Source organism: Acinetobacter sp. WCHAc060006, assembly GCF_004209135.1.
Lineage (GTDB): Bacteria > Pseudomonadota > Gammaproteobacteria > Pseudomonadales > Moraxellaceae > Acinetobacter > Acinetobacter cumulans.
The window spans coordinates 17,696-34,455 of record NZ_SGSS01000014.1 but is presented as its reverse complement, the minus strand read 5'-3'; the positions used below and the strand labels follow the sequence as shown (position 1 = coordinate 34,455).

12 protein-coding genes are annotated in these 16,760 nt (G+C 40.6%); 7 read left to right on the top strand and 5 right to left on the bottom strand.

From position 1 onward, the window contains the following. Positions 1 to 3: 3 nt before the first annotated feature. From EXE29_RS09800 to yccS, 4 genes are all read right to left on the bottom strand, one after another. Positions 4 to 522 carry a YdcF family protein gene (locus EXE29_RS09800; protein WP_228198770.1) on the bottom strand — a complete coding sequence of 173 codons (519 nt, stop codon included), beginning with the start codon at positions 520 to 522 and terminating at the stop codon, positions 4 to 6. Between the two features lie 371 nt (positions 523 to 893). After that, positions 894 to 3,518 (bottom strand): PepSY domain-containing protein, encoded by a 2,625-nt coding sequence (locus tag EXE29_RS09795; RefSeq protein ID WP_120364548.1) that lies wholly within the window; start codon positions 3,516 to 3,518, stop codon positions 894 to 896. A gap of 184 nt (positions 3,519 to 3,702) precedes the next feature. Next, entirely contained in the window at positions 3,703 to 4,263 is a 561-nt protein-coding gene (locus EXE29_RS09790) for a hypothetical protein (RefSeq protein WP_106985059.1), read from the bottom strand. A gap of 85 nt (positions 4,264 to 4,348) precedes the next feature. Next, positions 4,349 to 6,523 carry a YccS family putative transporter gene (gene yccS / locus EXE29_RS09785; protein WP_120364549.1) on the bottom strand — a complete coding sequence of 725 codons (2,175 nt, stop codon included), beginning with the start codon at positions 6,521 to 6,523 and terminating at the stop codon, positions 4,349 to 4,351. A 142-nt stretch (positions 6,524 to 6,665) separates the two neighbouring features. Between yccS and EXE29_RS09780 the strand changes: the two genes are divergently transcribed. After that, positions 6,666 to 7,877, top strand: a complete 1,212-nt coding sequence (locus EXE29_RS09780; protein ID WP_171406264.1) for a multidrug effflux MFS transporter — start codon at positions 6,666 to 6,668, stop codon at positions 7,875 to 7,877. 50 nt (positions 7,878 to 7,927) lie between these two features. Here the strand turns inward: EXE29_RS09780 and EXE29_RS09775 are convergent, their stop codons facing one another. Continuing rightward, positions 7,928 to 8,635, bottom strand: a complete 708-nt coding sequence (locus EXE29_RS09775) for a nitroreductase (RefSeq protein ID WP_117007638.1) — start codon at positions 8,633 to 8,635, stop codon at positions 7,928 to 7,930. A 718-nt stretch (positions 8,636 to 9,353) separates the two neighbouring features. On the opposite strand from EXE29_RS09775, the gene EXE29_RS09770 reads away from it, so the two are divergent. The 6 genes from EXE29_RS09770 (at position 9,354) to EXE29_RS09745 (ending at position 16,603) form a co-directional block, all read left to right on the top strand. Beyond that, the gene (locus EXE29_RS09770) at positions 9,354 to 10,661 is read left to right on the top strand and encodes a DcaP family trimeric outer membrane transporter (protein WP_120364551.1); all 1,308 of its coding nucleotides are present in this window, start codon (positions 9,354 to 9,356) and stop codon (positions 10,659 to 10,661) included. A 477-nt stretch (positions 10,662 to 11,138) separates the two neighbouring features. Next, on the top strand, positions 11,139 to 12,380 hold the full coding sequence (gltS, locus tag EXE29_RS09765; protein WP_120364552.1) for a sodium/glutamate symporter: 1,242 nt from the start codon (positions 11,139 to 11,141) through the stop codon (positions 12,378 to 12,380). Between the two features lie 69 nt (positions 12,381 to 12,449). Further along, a complete protein-coding gene (locus EXE29_RS09760; RefSeq protein WP_106985053.1) occupies positions 12,450 to 13,925 on the top strand; it encodes an alanine/glycine:cation symporter family protein in 1,476 nt (491 codons plus the stop codon). A gap of 350 nt (positions 13,926 to 14,275) precedes the next feature. Next, entirely contained in the window at positions 14,276 to 15,253 is a 978-nt protein-coding gene (locus EXE29_RS09755) for a patatin-like phospholipase family protein (RefSeq protein WP_106985052.1), read from the top strand. Positions 15,254 to 15,593: 340 nt separating this feature from the next. Further along, a complete protein-coding gene (locus tag EXE29_RS09750; protein WP_120364553.1) occupies positions 15,594 to 15,785 on the top strand; it encodes a hypothetical protein in 192 nt (63 codons plus the stop codon). A 296-nt stretch (positions 15,786 to 16,081) separates the two neighbouring features. After that, on the top strand, positions 16,082 to 16,603 hold the full coding sequence (locus EXE29_RS09745) for an acyl-CoA thioesterase (protein ID WP_106985050.1): 522 nt from the start codon (positions 16,082 to 16,084) through the stop codon (positions 16,601 to 16,603). Positions 16,604 to 16,760 lie beyond the last annotated feature (157 nt).

Genomic DNA, 16,760 nt, shown 5'->3' with positions numbered 1-16,760 from the left:
TGATTAATATTCACCTAATGCATATCCACTGATATAGGCAAAATATTCTCTTAGCCAAGCGTTATAGCGTAAGTATAGCGGTGTTGGAGCGGATACTGCATATACCTGACGATATGCTTGGTGGTGGGCAATTGCGATAGCACGGGGCAGGTGAAAGTCATTGCTGACCACTGCAATGGGTTGATTTAGGTCAATTCCTAGCTTTGCTAACACTGTTTTACTATAGGCAAAATTGAGTTCAGTACTGGTACTTTTTTCTTCTAAATAAATACGTGAAGCTGGAATGTGCTGCTGTTGTATCAGATAACGTTGCATAACCGAAGCTTCAGATACTGTTTTATTGAGTCCAATTCCACCAGTCATTATCAGTGGGATATTCGGATGATCAGTTGCTAATCGAGCTGCGGTGTTTAAGCGTTCAATCACAGCGGGTGGTGCTTGGTTATTTTGAGTACCGCCACCCAGCACAATAATTGCTTTTACATTTGGAATGTACTGCGTTTGATTACTGTAGTGTTGCATAAAAGAAAAAAATCCCAGCAAACTAATAAGCCACAGCCAAAATATTCCCCATAAACACATCCAACTACGTTTAAACCAGATTTTTTGCTGATATAAGATCTTAATCTGAGGGCTTAAAATAGTAATCAGGATAAAAATAACTCCAAGTAAGAGGGGAAGCTGCACGCCAAAATGGTCTTCACCTAAACAAAGTAGCCAAATGCTGTCGATGCAAAGTAGTAGACCAACGATTAATACAACTATTCTTTTCATAATGGATTAGGAGTTAGGTGCTCAAGATATCTGTGGCAAGTGTACTGGGTTTGGCGTGCATAAAAAACCGAGCAATGATGCTCGGTTTCTTATTCAACAAATTATGCCTTCCGAGTGCATTAATAGACATCTCGACGATAACGGCCTTCTTGTTTTAATTGGTCAATGCTTGCTTCGCCCAAGATATCTTGTAGCGCTTGATCTACATCGGTTGCCATCCCTTGAATGCTACCGCATACGTAGATTACAGCACCTTGTTCAACCCAAGTGCGAAGTTCATTGGCTTGCTCACGAAGTTTATGATGAACATAAACTTTTTCTGCTTGGTCGCGTGAAAAAGCAAGGTCAAGGCGTTTCAGCATGCCAGTATTTTGCCATGCTTCTACTGTACTTTGATAGAAGAAGTCATGTTCACGTTGACGTTCGCCGAAGATTAGCCAGTTTTGGGTAAAGTCTGAGCGAATACGTGCACTGAGTAGACTCATAAGCCCAGCAATCCCTGTACCATTACCAATTAAAATCACTGGACGATTGTCCGAAATTAAATGGAAGGATTCGTTGGTACGAATACGCATAGCGATTTGCTCACCTACCTGCGCATGTGCTGTTAACCAACCCGAACCTAGACCTAATTGACCTTGGGCATCAGATTGTTGGCGTATCACCAAACGCAGTACATGCTGTTCTGGAATACTGGCAATCGAGTATTCACGTGATGGTAGGCGCGGGAGCTGTTCAAGCAAATGATCTAAGTTGGCAAAGGGTTCAACTTCAATTGTTAAATCACGATCCCATAGCATCTGTTCAATACATTGCTGTGTAGTATCCACAAGGGCATGCGGCGCAATATGATGTTGTTGCATGAAGGCGTGAATGCGTTCTTGGCTATTGGCTGGTTGTATTTCAGCAATATCACCCGCTTTCCAGCTCACATCATGCGTGGCGTGTAATTCAATATTAAATGCAGGTGCACCCAAGCTATTTGGGTTAAGTAACGTGCGTTGTTTTAGTTGCCATTGATCAAAGGTTTTTTCAATGCTCATGGCTTGTAATTCAAGCTTTGTGCTTTTGGCTAAGGCCTGATTCCACTGCTGAATTGCTTGTGCATTGGCATTGTCCACTTCAATAAGAGGGAACAAAGCTTGAGCAGCATTTTGCTTCAACCATGCATCGAGACGATGACCAAAGCTACAGAAAGTCTCAGTATATTCTTGTGAGCCCAAAGCCAAAACAGCATAACGAACATGGCTTAAATCCAGTGTTTGCGTCATGATTTTTTTCTCAAAACTTGCCGCTAAATCAGGTGCTTCGCCTGTACCATAGGTGCTGGCAACCAATAAGATTTGGCCATTGGATTTGAGATCATCTACGGTGACGTGCTGTAGTGCTTTAACGGACGCAGGTTGGCGAGCTTCTTGTAGACTTGTTGCAGTACGCCAAGCCAATTGCTCAGACACGCCTGTTTGCGAAGCATAGATTACCAGCCAAGGGCTTGCATTCGGATCAAGACTGACTGCTGTTAAGCTCTGACGTGCCTCTTGTGTTAAGCGCTTTTGCTTACGGCGTTTGAGGTACAGCATCCAACCCGTTACAAAGAACAAGGGCATGATCAATGATGAAAGCATGGCAAAGAACTGGTAAACAGGCCCGAAGAAACTACCACGATGCACAGGAAGCATGCTCGTCATAATTTTTTCATTCAGCTTTTTATCTTCATACAGTTCTAATTTTTCAATAGATGTCGTTTGATAGTTATAGCTGGCTTTGTTGCGTGCACGTTCGTGCTGTGGCACAGCGTCCACAAAGGTGAGTTCGACCGTACCATTTGATTTTTTAGGAATATTCAGCGTTAAACTCGAGTATTCACGTGCAATCTTTTGGTTAAAGCCAGTCCAGGTTTGTGTAAGCGCATAGCTGATTTGTTCTGGTGCTAAGCCTTTTTTCTCAGATGGATTCTTTTTACCTTCGGAAGTAGAGCCTGTGCTTTCAGCCCGCTGCGCATTTGTAGAAGATCCTTTAGCTTCTGAACCTTGTGCTTTAGGGCCTGCATTGGCTTGCATTTCAGGTTGTGGACGCTCTACACCTAAAACTTTAAACATGCCATCACGCCACCAGCCATAAGACCAATACAAGCCTGTACATGCCAAAACTAGATAAAAAATAACCACCCATGTGCCAATCACTGCATGTAAATCCCAAATAAAGTTACGGCCTTTTAATTGGGGTTTAACTGCAAACCATTGCTTTATAGAATGCTTTTTTGGCCAGCGTAAGTACAAGCCACTAAGTAAAAAATAAATCAGAATGAGCGTACAAGCACCTGTAATTTGTTTACCCACAGGACCAACGGTTAAATTACGATGCAATTGCTGAACAAATTGGAAGAATTCTCGGCCTTTAACTTCTGGAAGTACCGTTGCGTCATAAGGATTAATCATCATGTTATAACCACGACGTGCACCTTCTTTGACGATATTCACAGTAGACGATGCAGAGGCTTCTGATTCAATCGTGATGCTATTAATTTTGATTGAAGCATCTGTACGCTGAAAATGTTGATAAATTTCAGCAGGTGTCATTTTGGGGGTATTGGGCACCTGAACCGTATAACTGTCGGCATTCAGCCACTTTTGGATGGGCTGTTCATAGGAATACAAAGCGCCAGTAATACCCATGAGGGAAAGAATCAGGCCGGCACTAATACCGAAAAACCAGTGGAGTTGGAAGAGGATCTTTTTAAACATGCGAGGGGTGGCGTGAGAGTTCGAAATGAGAACTATTATAATCTGAGAAAGTGTAAAAATAATGTGGATTACAAATAATATTTATTCTCATTTACATTTTAATGCATTGATTCAAATTTTTAAGAGAAGGATCAAGCATAAAAAAGCCCCCAAAGAGGAGGCTTTTTTAATTCAACAGCAAGAATTAAACAGCTTTTGCTTCGCCTACAGTTTCTTTTAAGTGTTTGCGAATCGTGTTGAATGAGAAGTTTTTACTGTCTAGACGGTTAGGTAAAATATATGCACCTTGTTGGCCTTTAATTTTAAAGTTCACCAAGATGAATTCAGGTGTGTTGTACCATTCATAAATGTCTTTCCAGCCCACAGTCATATTGCCCATTTGTAGGCCAACTTGCTGTTGCATAGATAAACCATGTGGCTGTACACCTAAGCGTAAACCTTTGATTTCTTGAACAGGTGTTTCTTTCAATTTACGTTTAACATACCACTCGATACCAAATTTGCGTACCAAGAAGTAAATCACAACACAGACGATAGCAACCCAACAGAAAATAGTTGAATAGTTTTTTAATAAAATGATGCCAGCCATCGCAAGCACTAAAATAGCGCCCATGATGATCCATGCTTTGGTGCCAATTTTGAAGTTGCTACGTGAAAGAACCAATTGCGCGTTGCGTTGTTCTTCTTCAGAAACTTCATAAGGTATAGGCTGTAAAGTGTAGGCGTATAAGTTTTTCGCGGTCATAGTGAAACTAACAGATTTTTAACTCCCAAAAGTTTAGCATTATTTATGCCGATTCAGGGAGCATATTGTGTCAAAAATACTCAAATTATAATGAGGCCAATTCAGTCGACTTTTGATCATGGTCATGACTTAAATTTTGCTTTAACTGACTGAGTTGTTTCAAAATACTAAACATTAAAGACAGTTGTTGCAAAATAATCAGTGACTTTTGGTCTTCGTCATTTTGTAGTGCTAAACGCTGACGAATCTGACTAATCATATTCTGTGCGCTTAAGTCTGGGACTTCATCTTTTAACAGAGCACCTTGAATATCATCCAGTGCTTGTGCCATCAGTTGTAAAATTTCAGGATCTCCAATTTTTGCACGATGTGCACCTAAGGCTGCAATATAGCTAATGAAAGTGTGGTTAAGACATAAAAACTCAAAAGCGAGCGCTTTTTGATGGCTGTCAAAATCTGGTTCTGTGGCAAGCGTTGAAATTAAAGAGGCGACATCTGCATCGGTATTATGCGCAGCACGACGCACAATGCGATAATTTAAACCATTGTTGCGGCCATGTTTATATTGTTCTACCACCTCGGTTAAATAATCACACTGTGCTTGTAATGAACGATTGATGGTGCGCCCCAGACGGCGGAATTTCCAATCGGGGAAAATAAAACTCACACCAAACCAGGCCAAGGCACAGCCAATTAAAGTATCAATCATACGGGGCATGGCTGCTTCAAAGCCTAGACCATCTAGATTAAAGTTTATCAGCGCTAAAATGGTGATAAATGCAGTGGCTTGTGCATATTGCTTACTGCGAAGCTCAAAAAATAAAATACCACTCAAAATCAGTAGGAGCAGTTGACCTTCGACTGAGGGAATAAAATACAAAATTGCATAACCCAAGATAATCCCAATCAGCGTCCCGACAATACGTAAATACAGGCGACGTTTAGTGGCGTTAAAGTTAGGTTGGCTGACAAACAGCGCAGTAAGCAAAATCCAATAGCCATATTCAATATTGGTTAATTGCACAAAGACATAGCCAATAAACAGCACAACGGATAATCGAATGGCGTGACGGAACAGCACAGATTCAGGTGTAAGATGTTGTTTTACTCGTACGACGACGTCATCCCAGCCTTTGAGATCATCATCTTTGAGTTGGTTTTCGACATGTTTCACTTTATCAAATTTAATATGACGCTCTGTTTCAACGTTTTGTAATTGCGAGTCGATGGCTTTTAAATTTTGGTACAGCGAAAACAGTGCATTGACCCACACTTGGTCATAGTGTTGTTCTGCGCGTAGTTTATCCAAAGAATGGCGTAAATTACGAAATGCATGTTTGAAGCGGGTATTATGATGATAGGGTTGACGATGTAAAATACTGATACTTAAATCTTTACAGGCTTTGGCTTGAATGGAAAGCACACGCTGAAAACGAAATAAAATGTCGCTATGTTCAAAAATCTTGGCCAGCTTTTGGTAGTCAATATGTGCAGAATCGGCACGCTCATGAATATCTTGTGCGACAAAATAATATTGCAAACTACGACGCGTATCTTTTTGACCACGGTCGCCTTTAAGTCGGGTCAGGAGCGCTGTTTTCATGTCATTAAAAATGGCAATCAATTTACCGTTTTCTAGAGACAGCTCAATCATACTTTGCTGATAACTTGTGGGCGTCATATCGACATCAAACAAGTTGGATTTGGCAAAGAGGAAATCGCCTAAAGATGAATAGCTTTGAGCTAACTTATCTTGTGCTTGGCGTACAGGAAAGAGTAAAAAACTAATGGTCGAGATTAAGCCATACCACATGGCTCCAATAACCAGCAGGCCAGCTTGGGTGTACCAATGCTCAAATAAATGCACACCTAACATAGAATAAACAGAAATCACTAAGCAACCATAAGAAATGGTGGCATAACGTCTACCTAAAGAACCCAATAAAATCCACCCAATACAGGACACAATCAGTCCGATTGCGAAGAGAATGGGATAAGGAAACAACACATAAATAGAAACAGCGGTAATGAAAAAGCCAATATAGGTATAGAGCTGATTCATAATTCGGACAGAGAAGCGATCGTCAATATCACTGAGGCCTGCTGCCACCACACCCAAGGTTAAGGGAATGGTATACAGTTGGTTACCATAGAAATAAGGGACGAACGCAGTCCCTGCAAATGCAATCAGCATCCGCAGTGTGTACATAAAGGTGGTGTTATAGGTTGCCTGCTGAATGCGGCTAAGCCAAGAGTTCAATGTCGATCCTTTGCGTAGCGATAGACTGAGTTACAGTGCTGAGAATGTGTGAAATTTCACGATGGTCTTAGTCAAATCATACTATGAGCAGTGTAAACTTGTCTTCATAGTGCCTATTTAAAAATGAAATACCAATATCAATATGCAGAAGAATATCACGACACCTACAAGTTACTCTAAGCCTTGGATTTTACTCTTAGCGCTCCTTACGTCTTTAGGGCCACTTTCCATTGATATGTACTTACCCGCATTGCCAGAAATGGCGATGGACTTGGGGGTAAGTACGCAAATGATTTCCAATACTTTACCTGCATATTTTTTAGGTTTAGCTTTAGGGCAGTTAATTTATGGACCCGTGAGTGATCGTATTGGGCGTAAAAAACCACTGTATTTTGGCTTGAGTTTGTATGTTGTTGCTAGTTTGATGTGCTACTTCGCGCAAAATGAATGGAGTTTAATTGCCGCACGTACTTTACAAGCTTTGGGTGGTTGTGTAGGTGTGGTCATTGCCCGAGCAACGATTCGTGATCGTTTGGATGTACAAAGCTCAGCGCAAGCCTTTTCGAGCATGATGATTGTGATGGGGATTGCCCCAATCTTAGCACCAACGATAGGGGCTTGGATTTTAGGATTTTTTAGTTGGCATGCGGTCTTTGGCTTCTTGGCTTTTATGGGATGTGTATGTCTATTCTGTGTGCATTTTTTCTTTAAAGAAAGTTTGCCCACCAGTCGACGTTTGGAGCTGAGCTTTAAGCAAGTGCTACAGCTGTATGCCACAATTTACCGAGACAAACGCTTTTTATACCCAATGCTGATTGGTTGCTTCTCAGGTGGGATCTTGTTTTGTTATATCAGTGCATCCGCGAGCATTTTGATGGTTGACTTTGCCATGTCGCAACAGCATTTTGCTTATGCCTTTGGCTTTAATGCCTTTGGGATCATGTTGCTATCGACATTGAATAATGTATTGGCAAATAAAACCACGGTATATGGGCGCTTAAAACTAGGATTGAGCATTCAAAGTTTTGGGGTGTTAGTTTTATTACTCAGTGCAGTGTTTGTGCAGAGCTTGCCTTTGGTGATGTTGGGTATGTTCTGTGCGGTATCTGGCATTGGCCTTACAGGTCCGAATGCAATGGCTTTCGCTATGTCACATCAAGGTGCACGTGCAGGAACAGCCAGCGCCATTATGGGCAGTATGCAATTTGCCTGTGGCTTGTTGGGTGGTGTCATTCTCAATTTCTTAATGTGGAGTGCACAGCTCAATATGGCTGTGCTGATGCTTGGTTTTGTTGCTGTCGCATTTATGGCTTATCGATATATGCGCATTGATCAGCAACGAACTGCAAGCTAAATTGTCGCTGGGTAGCTGTACGGAAGTACGATGAAATACCCGACACGGGCTTATTCATCTACAAATACGGCAAACTCATCGACTGCAACGCGTGGCGTTAAAAACTGATTCACAATCGCGTCAGGATCTGCGTAGCCCAAGGCCATGCCACAGACCAATTCTTCATCTGCGGGTGCGCCAATCGTATCTAAAACTAGCTGATGGAAATGATTCCAAGCGGCTTGCGGGCAGGTATCGAGGCCACGTGCTTTGGCTGCTAGCATGACATTTTGAATCATCATGGCGATATCCATTTTAGAGCCGATCGCTAAAGATTGGTGTGCCGTAAAAAATAGCCCGACAGGCGCATCGAACAATTTATAGTTACGCAGTTGCTGCGCCGCCATTTTTTCTTTTTCGCCTTTTTGGATGTTGAGTAAGCCATACAAGCCCCAGCCATTTTCACGGCGACGCTCAATAAATGGCGAAAGCCACTGCTGTGGATAATAGGCAAAAGTTTCTTGGTATTGCGCTGACAAAGCAGGGTTTACAAATAACTCATTTTGGGCTGTACATACACGTTCAACTAAAAGGTCGCGTGTTTGACCACGTACCACATAGACTTTCCAGGGCTGGGTATTGGTTCCTGATGGTGCACGACTGGCAACATGCAAAATCTCTTTCAGCATTTCGGTAGAAATAGGGGTATCTAAAAAAGCACGTACAGAATGGCGTGACCTGATTACGTGGTCGACAGCTTGGGTGAGAGACGAATTCATGGGCATCCTTTTATTTTAAAATTGTGATTTTTTATGGCTGTCTTGGACTGAGCCGTGCGTAAGTTAGCTTGTTTATTTACTGCGCTGTGTTGAAATGTGCAAGATTGTGCGCTGTGTGGAATAAAACTAAAACAGAGTTGATGAATGGTTAAATACCTTTTTGATATAAAAATATACCTAAAAGGTTGGTAGTGGGTCGAAATATGCAAGCATTAATGTATGGACATGACAAAGAGATGACAGGGCATCAAGTGTTTAAGCTGTGATGCGACATAATCAAAACATACGATTGAGGGTTTATGCCAAGCTTCGCAGAAATATTGCGTATAGCTAAGACTAAAGCAGTGATGGTCAGGCTGGGTAAATTTAGCTCAAATATCCAACATCTTTGATGCAATGCAGTTGTATCGATAGAAGGGAGTAGGTTGTTTGTATGGATATTAACCTATTAAACATAAAAATGGACGAGCTTCACGCATAATGCGAAAGCTAATTTTTCTAAGAACTCTTCCTAATTTGCTCGATTAGTTTATATGATTAAATTATAAAGCAATGGGGTAATGCTTAGAAAAATTAATATAGAATCTGCACATCACCTGTGGGGGAAAGGGATTTTACTTAAAATGTAAAATTTCAAAAAATAATCGTCTTTCAGCATAATTTTTGCATGCGATGTATGCAATTTAAAATTTAAAACAAAGATTTCTTTGGAGGAAATATGAAACTTGTACAGCTTAAAGCGCCAGTACTTAAAGTGAGTTTAGCAGCGGCCGTTACTGCAATTATGTTGAGCTCAGCGCAAGCCGCAACAACTGAACAAAAAGAAATTGCACAACTACGTGCAGAAGTTGCCGAGCTTAAGGCATTAATCCAACAACAACAGCAAGTACAAGTTCAGCAACAAGCTGACATTCAACAAGTAAAAGCACGTCCAGCACCAGTGGCTGCACCAACTTCATCACCATTGTCTGGTTTTAAATCTAAAGCGGGTGCAGAAGTTAACCTATATGGTTTTGTCCGCGGTGATGCCAACTACATTATTGAAGGCGCGGATGGCGACTTCGGCGGTGTTGCAGGATCTACGGGTCAAGCCAGCGACAAGCTGCGCGCAACGGCTAAAACCACACGTCTAGGCTTAGACTTCACTACCAATGTCGGTGAAGGCAATAAAGTCGGCGGTAAAGTTGAGGCTGACTTTGCCGATCCAGATAGCGTTAAGGGTGAAGGTTTCCGAATTCGTCATGCATATTTAACCTATAACAACTGGTTATTCGGTCAAACAACTTCTAACTTCCTATCTAGCCATGCGCCTGAAATGATTGATTTCAGCACAAACATCGGCGGCGGCACCACTCGTGTACCGCAAGTGCGCTATAACTTTAATCTTGCGCCGCTGACACAGCTGCTGGTTTCTGCGGAAGAAGGTGACAGCAAAGCGTTTACTGCTGACGATTTAAGCTACCGTGTTCCAAACCTGACTGCGAAACTGTTTCATGGCTTTGCTGACGGCAAAGGCACAGCTTCTGCCCGCGCATTGGTGGAAAACTATAAATCTAAAGCTGCCGATGATACAGAAACCGCTTGGGGTCTGGCTGCCGGCGCGACTTATGCTGTAAATGATCAGCTGAAACTGAACGGTGATGTATCTTATAGCCAAGGCAACAGCAACTATTTATATGGCGCAAATTCAGCATATATTGTTGATGGTAAAAACATTGAACAAAATGAATTTACTGCTGTACAAGTGGGTGCAACCTATAAATTTAACGAAAAACTTCGTTCAACTTTAGGTTATGGCATTATTTTAGCGGATGACGATACTAAATATGCAAAAACACTTAAAGCTGCTTCAGATGTCAGTGCAAATGCCAACAAAGAACTACAACAGGCTTGGTTAAACATTATTTATTCACCAGTTAAACCGATTGAGCTTGGCTTGGAATATGTAGACGGCAAACGTGAAACATTTGCAGGTAAAACATTTAACGATGACCGTGTTGGTTTAATGGCAAAATATAGCTTCTAATACTGAAGTATTAGATGGTTAATTAAAGCCAATATAAAACAGGAGCTTAATGCTCCTGTTTTTTGTTTTTGAAGTAAATAAAACTTAAAATTGAGTAAAAAAACAGCGTAATTTAAACACTTTATTGTAAATAAAGAAGCAATTGTTTCAAAAAACTGCATAATGTCCAACTTTTCTTCATATTGAACTTTTGGCAGTGATATTTCTGCATCAATATGAAATGGAATCTGTGCTTTAAATAAGCCAACTCCATAATTTGTGCCCTAATTTCATTTTGTGGGCATTGCGATCATTCCAGCGGGCTTTAAATCAGTGGCTGTGAATGGGAAGTCTAACTCAAGAATGCACGAAGTTTGTATGACTCAAGCTTTTGGATACGCTGTACTTTAAGTTACTAAAATGAGCTTGAAGTAAGGTGTAATTCAATGGCTTATTAATCATATAACAACAACTAAGTGCACCTTAAGGATAATGATGATGGAATTAACATTTAACGCATTTTATACCTTGATTGCGGCTGTGATTGTGCTATTGCTCGGTCGCTTTTTAGTGAATAAAATCGATTTTCTTAAGCGCTATAATATTCCAGAACCTGTTGCAGGTGGTTTAGTCGCTGCCATTCTCTCTCTTGTTGTGCACAGTCTATGGGGATTTAGTATTTCCACAAGTGCACAACTACAAACCAGTTTCATGCTGATCTTCTTTGCTTCTATTGGCTTAAGTGCAAACTTTGCAAAATTAAGAGAAGGTGGTATTGGTCTGGTGATCTTCTTGATTGCTGTATCTACTTTTATTGTCGTGCAAAACGCAGTAGGGATGAGTTTAGCAACTCTCCTAGGTCTAGATCCTTTAATTGGTTTAATTGCGGGTTCAATTACCTTAACGGGCGGACATGGTACAGCAGGTGCTTGGGGCGAAATCCTTGAAACCCAACATGGTATTCAAGGTGCATTGGCCTTAGGTATGGCGAGTGCGACCTTTGGTTTGATTATTGGTGGTATTATTGGTGGTCCTTTAGCCAAGTTGCTGATTAACCGTCACAATATTTCAGCACCACGTACTCAAGAGCAAATTGCACAAAGCGATGAAACACCTCTGACAGATATTAATTCTACAGAATATGTTCCATTTGAATATCCACATCGTGTTCGTTTAATTACTGCAGATAATGCGATTACAACGTTAGGGCTTTTTGCTGCATGTTTGGCCTTTGCTGAATTTATGACGACTTATAGCAAGGGTACATTCTTTGAATTACCGACCTTTGTTTGGGCACTAGCAGGTGGTGTTATTCTGCGTAATGTGCTCGAAGGTATTTTTAAAATTCAGATATTCGACCGCGCCATTGATGTTTTCGGAAATGCTTCATTGTCTTTGTATTTGGCGATGGCGCTTTTGTCTTTAAAACTCTGGCAATTGGCCGACCTTGCAGGTCCACTTGTTGTGATTTTGGGCGCGCAAACTTTAACAATGGCCTTGTATGCAGCCTTCATTACCTTCCGTGTGATGGGTAAAAACTATGATGCTGCTGTATTGGCTGCGGGTCATTGTGGATTTGGTATGGGTGCAACACCAACTGCTGTTGCCAACATGCAAGCCATTACCAATATGTATGGACCTTCGCATAAAGCCTTTTTAATTGTTCCACTGTGTGGTGCATTTTTCGTAGACTTGATTAATGCGACAGTCATTCAGTTGATTCTTAAATTCTTTGTCTAAGAGATAGGAAAAAAGCCTCTATGTAGGCTTTTTTCTTTATAGAGTCGCTTAAAATTTGGGATATTCAGAATGAACGATCAACTTAACGATAGCTTGTTGAAGTGGATTAATACCTTAAACACCCCATTGTGGGATTTTTTGGTGGTGTTTTTAGTTGCAGTAGGTATTTTTTATACTGTGGCAACAGGTGCAGTACAAGTTCGATTATTTGTACATAGTATTAAAGTGATGAAGGGAAGCCGTAAGGCGGGTGATGATCAACATGGCATCACACCATTTCAAGCCTTTGTGACAGGACTCGCAAGCCGTGTAGGTGTGGGTAATGTTGCAGGTGTTGCCATTGCCATTGCAATTGGTGGTCCTGGCGCCGTATTTTGGATGTGGTTAACCGCATTTTTAGGCATGAGTTCTGCTTTTGTAGAGTCCTCACTTGCGCAACTTTTTAAGGTGCGTGATAGCCAAAATAAACAGTTTCGTGGTGGGCCAGCATATTACATCAGCCAAGGCTTAAAACAAAAATGGTTAGGGATTGTGTTTGCCATAACCCTTATTTCGACCTATGGCTTTGTATTTAATGCAGTACAAGCCAATGCTATTACGGGTGCAACTGCACATGCTTGGGGATGGGACAAAGCTAACCTTGTTTTAAACCTCGGTGGCTTTGATTTTGTAGTTTCATGGGTGGGAATTTGTCTAGTTGTACTCACGGGTGTGCTTATTTTTGGTGGTATTAAGCGTATTGCCAAAGTTGCTGAAACCTTTGTACCTGTAATGGCGATACTGTATTTAATCGTGGCCCTATATATTGCCGTGATTAACTACGATATTTTACCGTCAATCTTCCAGCTCGTTTTTAGTAAAGCTTTTGAGTTTGATGCCGCTGCGGGTGGTTTCTTTGGTGCTATGGTCTCTATGGCCATGATGATGGGTATCAAGCGCGGTTTGTTTTCAAATGAAGCAGGCATGGGGTCTGCACCCAATGCAGCAGCAGCCTCTGATGTGAAACATCCTGTGAATCAGGGTTTGATCCAAATGTTAGGCGTATTTGTTGATACCTTTGTGGTGTGTACCTGTACGGCGATTATTATTTTAGCATCAGGCTTATATGAAAACGCTGGCTTTGAAGGGGTGACATTGACGCAAATGGCCTTAGAAAGCCAAATTGGTTCATGGGGCGATGACTTCCTAGCGATTATTTTGTTTATGTTTGCGTTCTCATCTGTGATTGGTAACTATGCTTATGCAGAAGGTAATGTACAGTTTATTAACAATAACCGCCGTGTGATGTTTAGTTTCCGTGTGATTGTGCTGGTGATGGTCTATATCGGTTCAATTATGAGTGTACCTGTGATTTGGAACCTTGCAGATTTGTTTATGGGTGTGATGGCAAGTATTAACTTATTTGCAATTCTATTGTTAACACCATTCTTATTGATGCTGATGAAAGACTATTCATCACAACTCAAGAAAGGAGTAAAAGAGCCAGTGTTTAAATTAGATGATCATCCAAAATTTAAAGACAAAGTAGACTCTGATATCTGGTAAATTGCATCTCTGCGGAAGCAATTTCAGCATGTAAAAAGCCCTAATTCAATTGGGGCTTTTTATATGGGAGCTACATCATGCAGAACATGTATACATAGCGATGCCGATGATTAAAATTTTATCATGATGCAAGATGGTCAAGACATTAAAATAACTGACCCACTTGTCATCATTCTCTATGGTTTCTCCATGATTTAAAGCACAGAGTGACTTATACTTTTTGTAATAGAGTCTTAACGTTTCATAACAGTGCAAATTTAGGGATCGTTCTAGACTAGGCGTCTTTATAAAACGAATAATATGTTGGATCAAGTGTCGTGAATATAAACACAGTTTTAATAACGTGTCTGATGACTGGCGTTGTGGGTTGTCAGAGTATTGGTGCACAAGCCACAAAAGCAACAGATCAGGCCTTAATATCGAGCTCAAAGAGCACACAGGGTTCAGGTGAAATTGCGGAAGCCCATGTGGTACCGAATCAGGTCGATTTTAAAAAATTAAAACAGCAAAACAAGCGTCCAATCGTCGCATTGGTCTTGGGTAGTGGTGGTGCACGTGGCTACGCCCATATTGGTGTTATTCAAGTGTTAGAACAACACGGCATACGTCCAGATTTTATTGTTGGTACCAGTGCAGGCAGTATTGTGGGTTCAATCTATGCCTCTGGGAAGTCTGCAGATGAACTACGTGACATTGCATTGAATATGAAGCCTGCAGATGTTCGCGAGATTCGTTTAGATAAAAAAGGCGTATTGGATGGCAAAAAAGTAGAAGACTATGTCAATACGCAAGTCGATCATGTCCCTTTAGAAAAGCTCAAAATCCCAATGTATGTGGTGGCAACCGAACTGCAAGAAGGACATAAAGTGGTGTTTAATGCAGGAAATACAGGACAAGCTGTACGCGCATCCGTATCAATACCGAGTATGTTCATTCCTGCAGTAATTCAAAAGCAAGAATATGTTGATGGCGGTTTGGTGAGTCCAGTGCCTGTGGACACTGCACGCGAACTAGGCGCTGATATTATTATTGCTGTCGATATTTTGGCGAAGCCTATTCATACTGAAACCAGTAATGTATGGGGCTTGTTTAACCAAAACATTAACATTATGCAGTTTTATTTAGCCAAAGAAGAAATGAAACGCGCAGATGTTGTGATTCAGCCAGACTTACGTGAAAAGGCACATATTTTTGATGTGAAAGGCCGTGAAGCGACTATGCAGGCTGGGGTAGAAGCAGCAGACGAAAAGCTTAATGAGATTTCATTGGCTTATGCTAAACACCACTATCCGCTGAATCAAAATATTCAATATACAGTTCAGCAGTAAGGCCTAATCTATATAAGTCAACTGGGTTAATTTATTAAAAAAGAGTAGGTATATACCTGCTCTTTTTTTATAGTGCAAAAAATCATATTCAACTGAAGTTTATAGTCTGCAACTTTTTTAGTTCAAAATATTTAATAAAAGCAGAATATATTTGATTAAAGCATTGAATTGTATTTATTATTTTTGATTAATCTGTAAAAGATTATGAATAAGACAATTTATATATTTAACCTATATATTCACATATTTAAGTTTACCAGTGTATTGAAATTCTCTAGACTAAAATCCAAAGTTTAATACTTTAAATCAATAAAACTGAGTCCAGAAAAAAGAGTGCTGTATGCAAAAATTTCAAATTGGTGACCGCGTAACTTTGGCCTCTATGCCAAATTATATTTTCGTGGTGGTTCAGCTCAAGATTGATGGCTCTTATGTGATTGAGTCACCTGAAGGAAACGGATCTACATTAACCTATGACAATGTTTCAGCAGAAATGTTAAAAAGTTCTTTGGCTATAGATGCACAGTCATAAAGTATTTATTTATCTGTTTGGTGCAAGGTCGTAGGGTAAAACATACAGATTGAAACTTTAAATAGATGGCTTTAAGTCATGGTAGATGTGCCTCAACCGAATCATAAATTTCCCTGCACCCTGCATATTATTGATCTATAGTGATTTATACCTCTTGATATATATTTTCTTGAATGATGGTTGAATCACTATAAATAATAATGATGGTTTTTTGCCGATTTGAACATTTTATTTGGCTTAAAAAAGTTATAATAATCTCAATAATCTTTGTTCTATCACGAGTCTAGAGAAACGCGATGTCCCCATTAGATCAAATTGCTCCAGCATCAGATGACCAATCCGAATTAACAATGTCGGTACTAATGACGCCAGATATGGCGAATTTTTCCGGTAATGTTCATGGCGGTACAATTCTGAAGTTACTGGATCAAGTTGCATACGCTTGTGCGAGCCGTTTTTCAGGTAGTTATGTAGTGACTTTATCTGTAGATAAAGTGAATTTTAAAGAGCCGATCCATGTGGGTGAATTGGTGACTTTCTTGGCTTGCGTGAATCATGTGGGACGTACTTCCATGGAAATTGGTATCCGTGTTGAAGCTCAAAATATTCAAAAACGTACTGTGCGCCATACCAATAGTTGCTATTTCACCATGGTTGCTGTGGATGAAAATGGTAAACCTAAGCCAATTCCACAACTCAACTTAGACAATGACTGGAAACGTTGTCGCTTTGAAGCGGCTGAGCAACGTAAAATTGCACGTTTACAAGAAAACCATCATCCATCTTGTAGTATTTACAAAAAATCGATGCACAACTAAATGCAAGGTTTTTAAAAATAAAAGGTCGCTTCGGTGGCCTTTTTTATGCGCTGATGATTGTGCTGTGCGGGATTCAACAGGCATTGAAAGCGAATACAGGCCAAGAATTTTCGTACTTGGCTATGGTGTTTACTGAATCTCAATATAATCCGAGTAT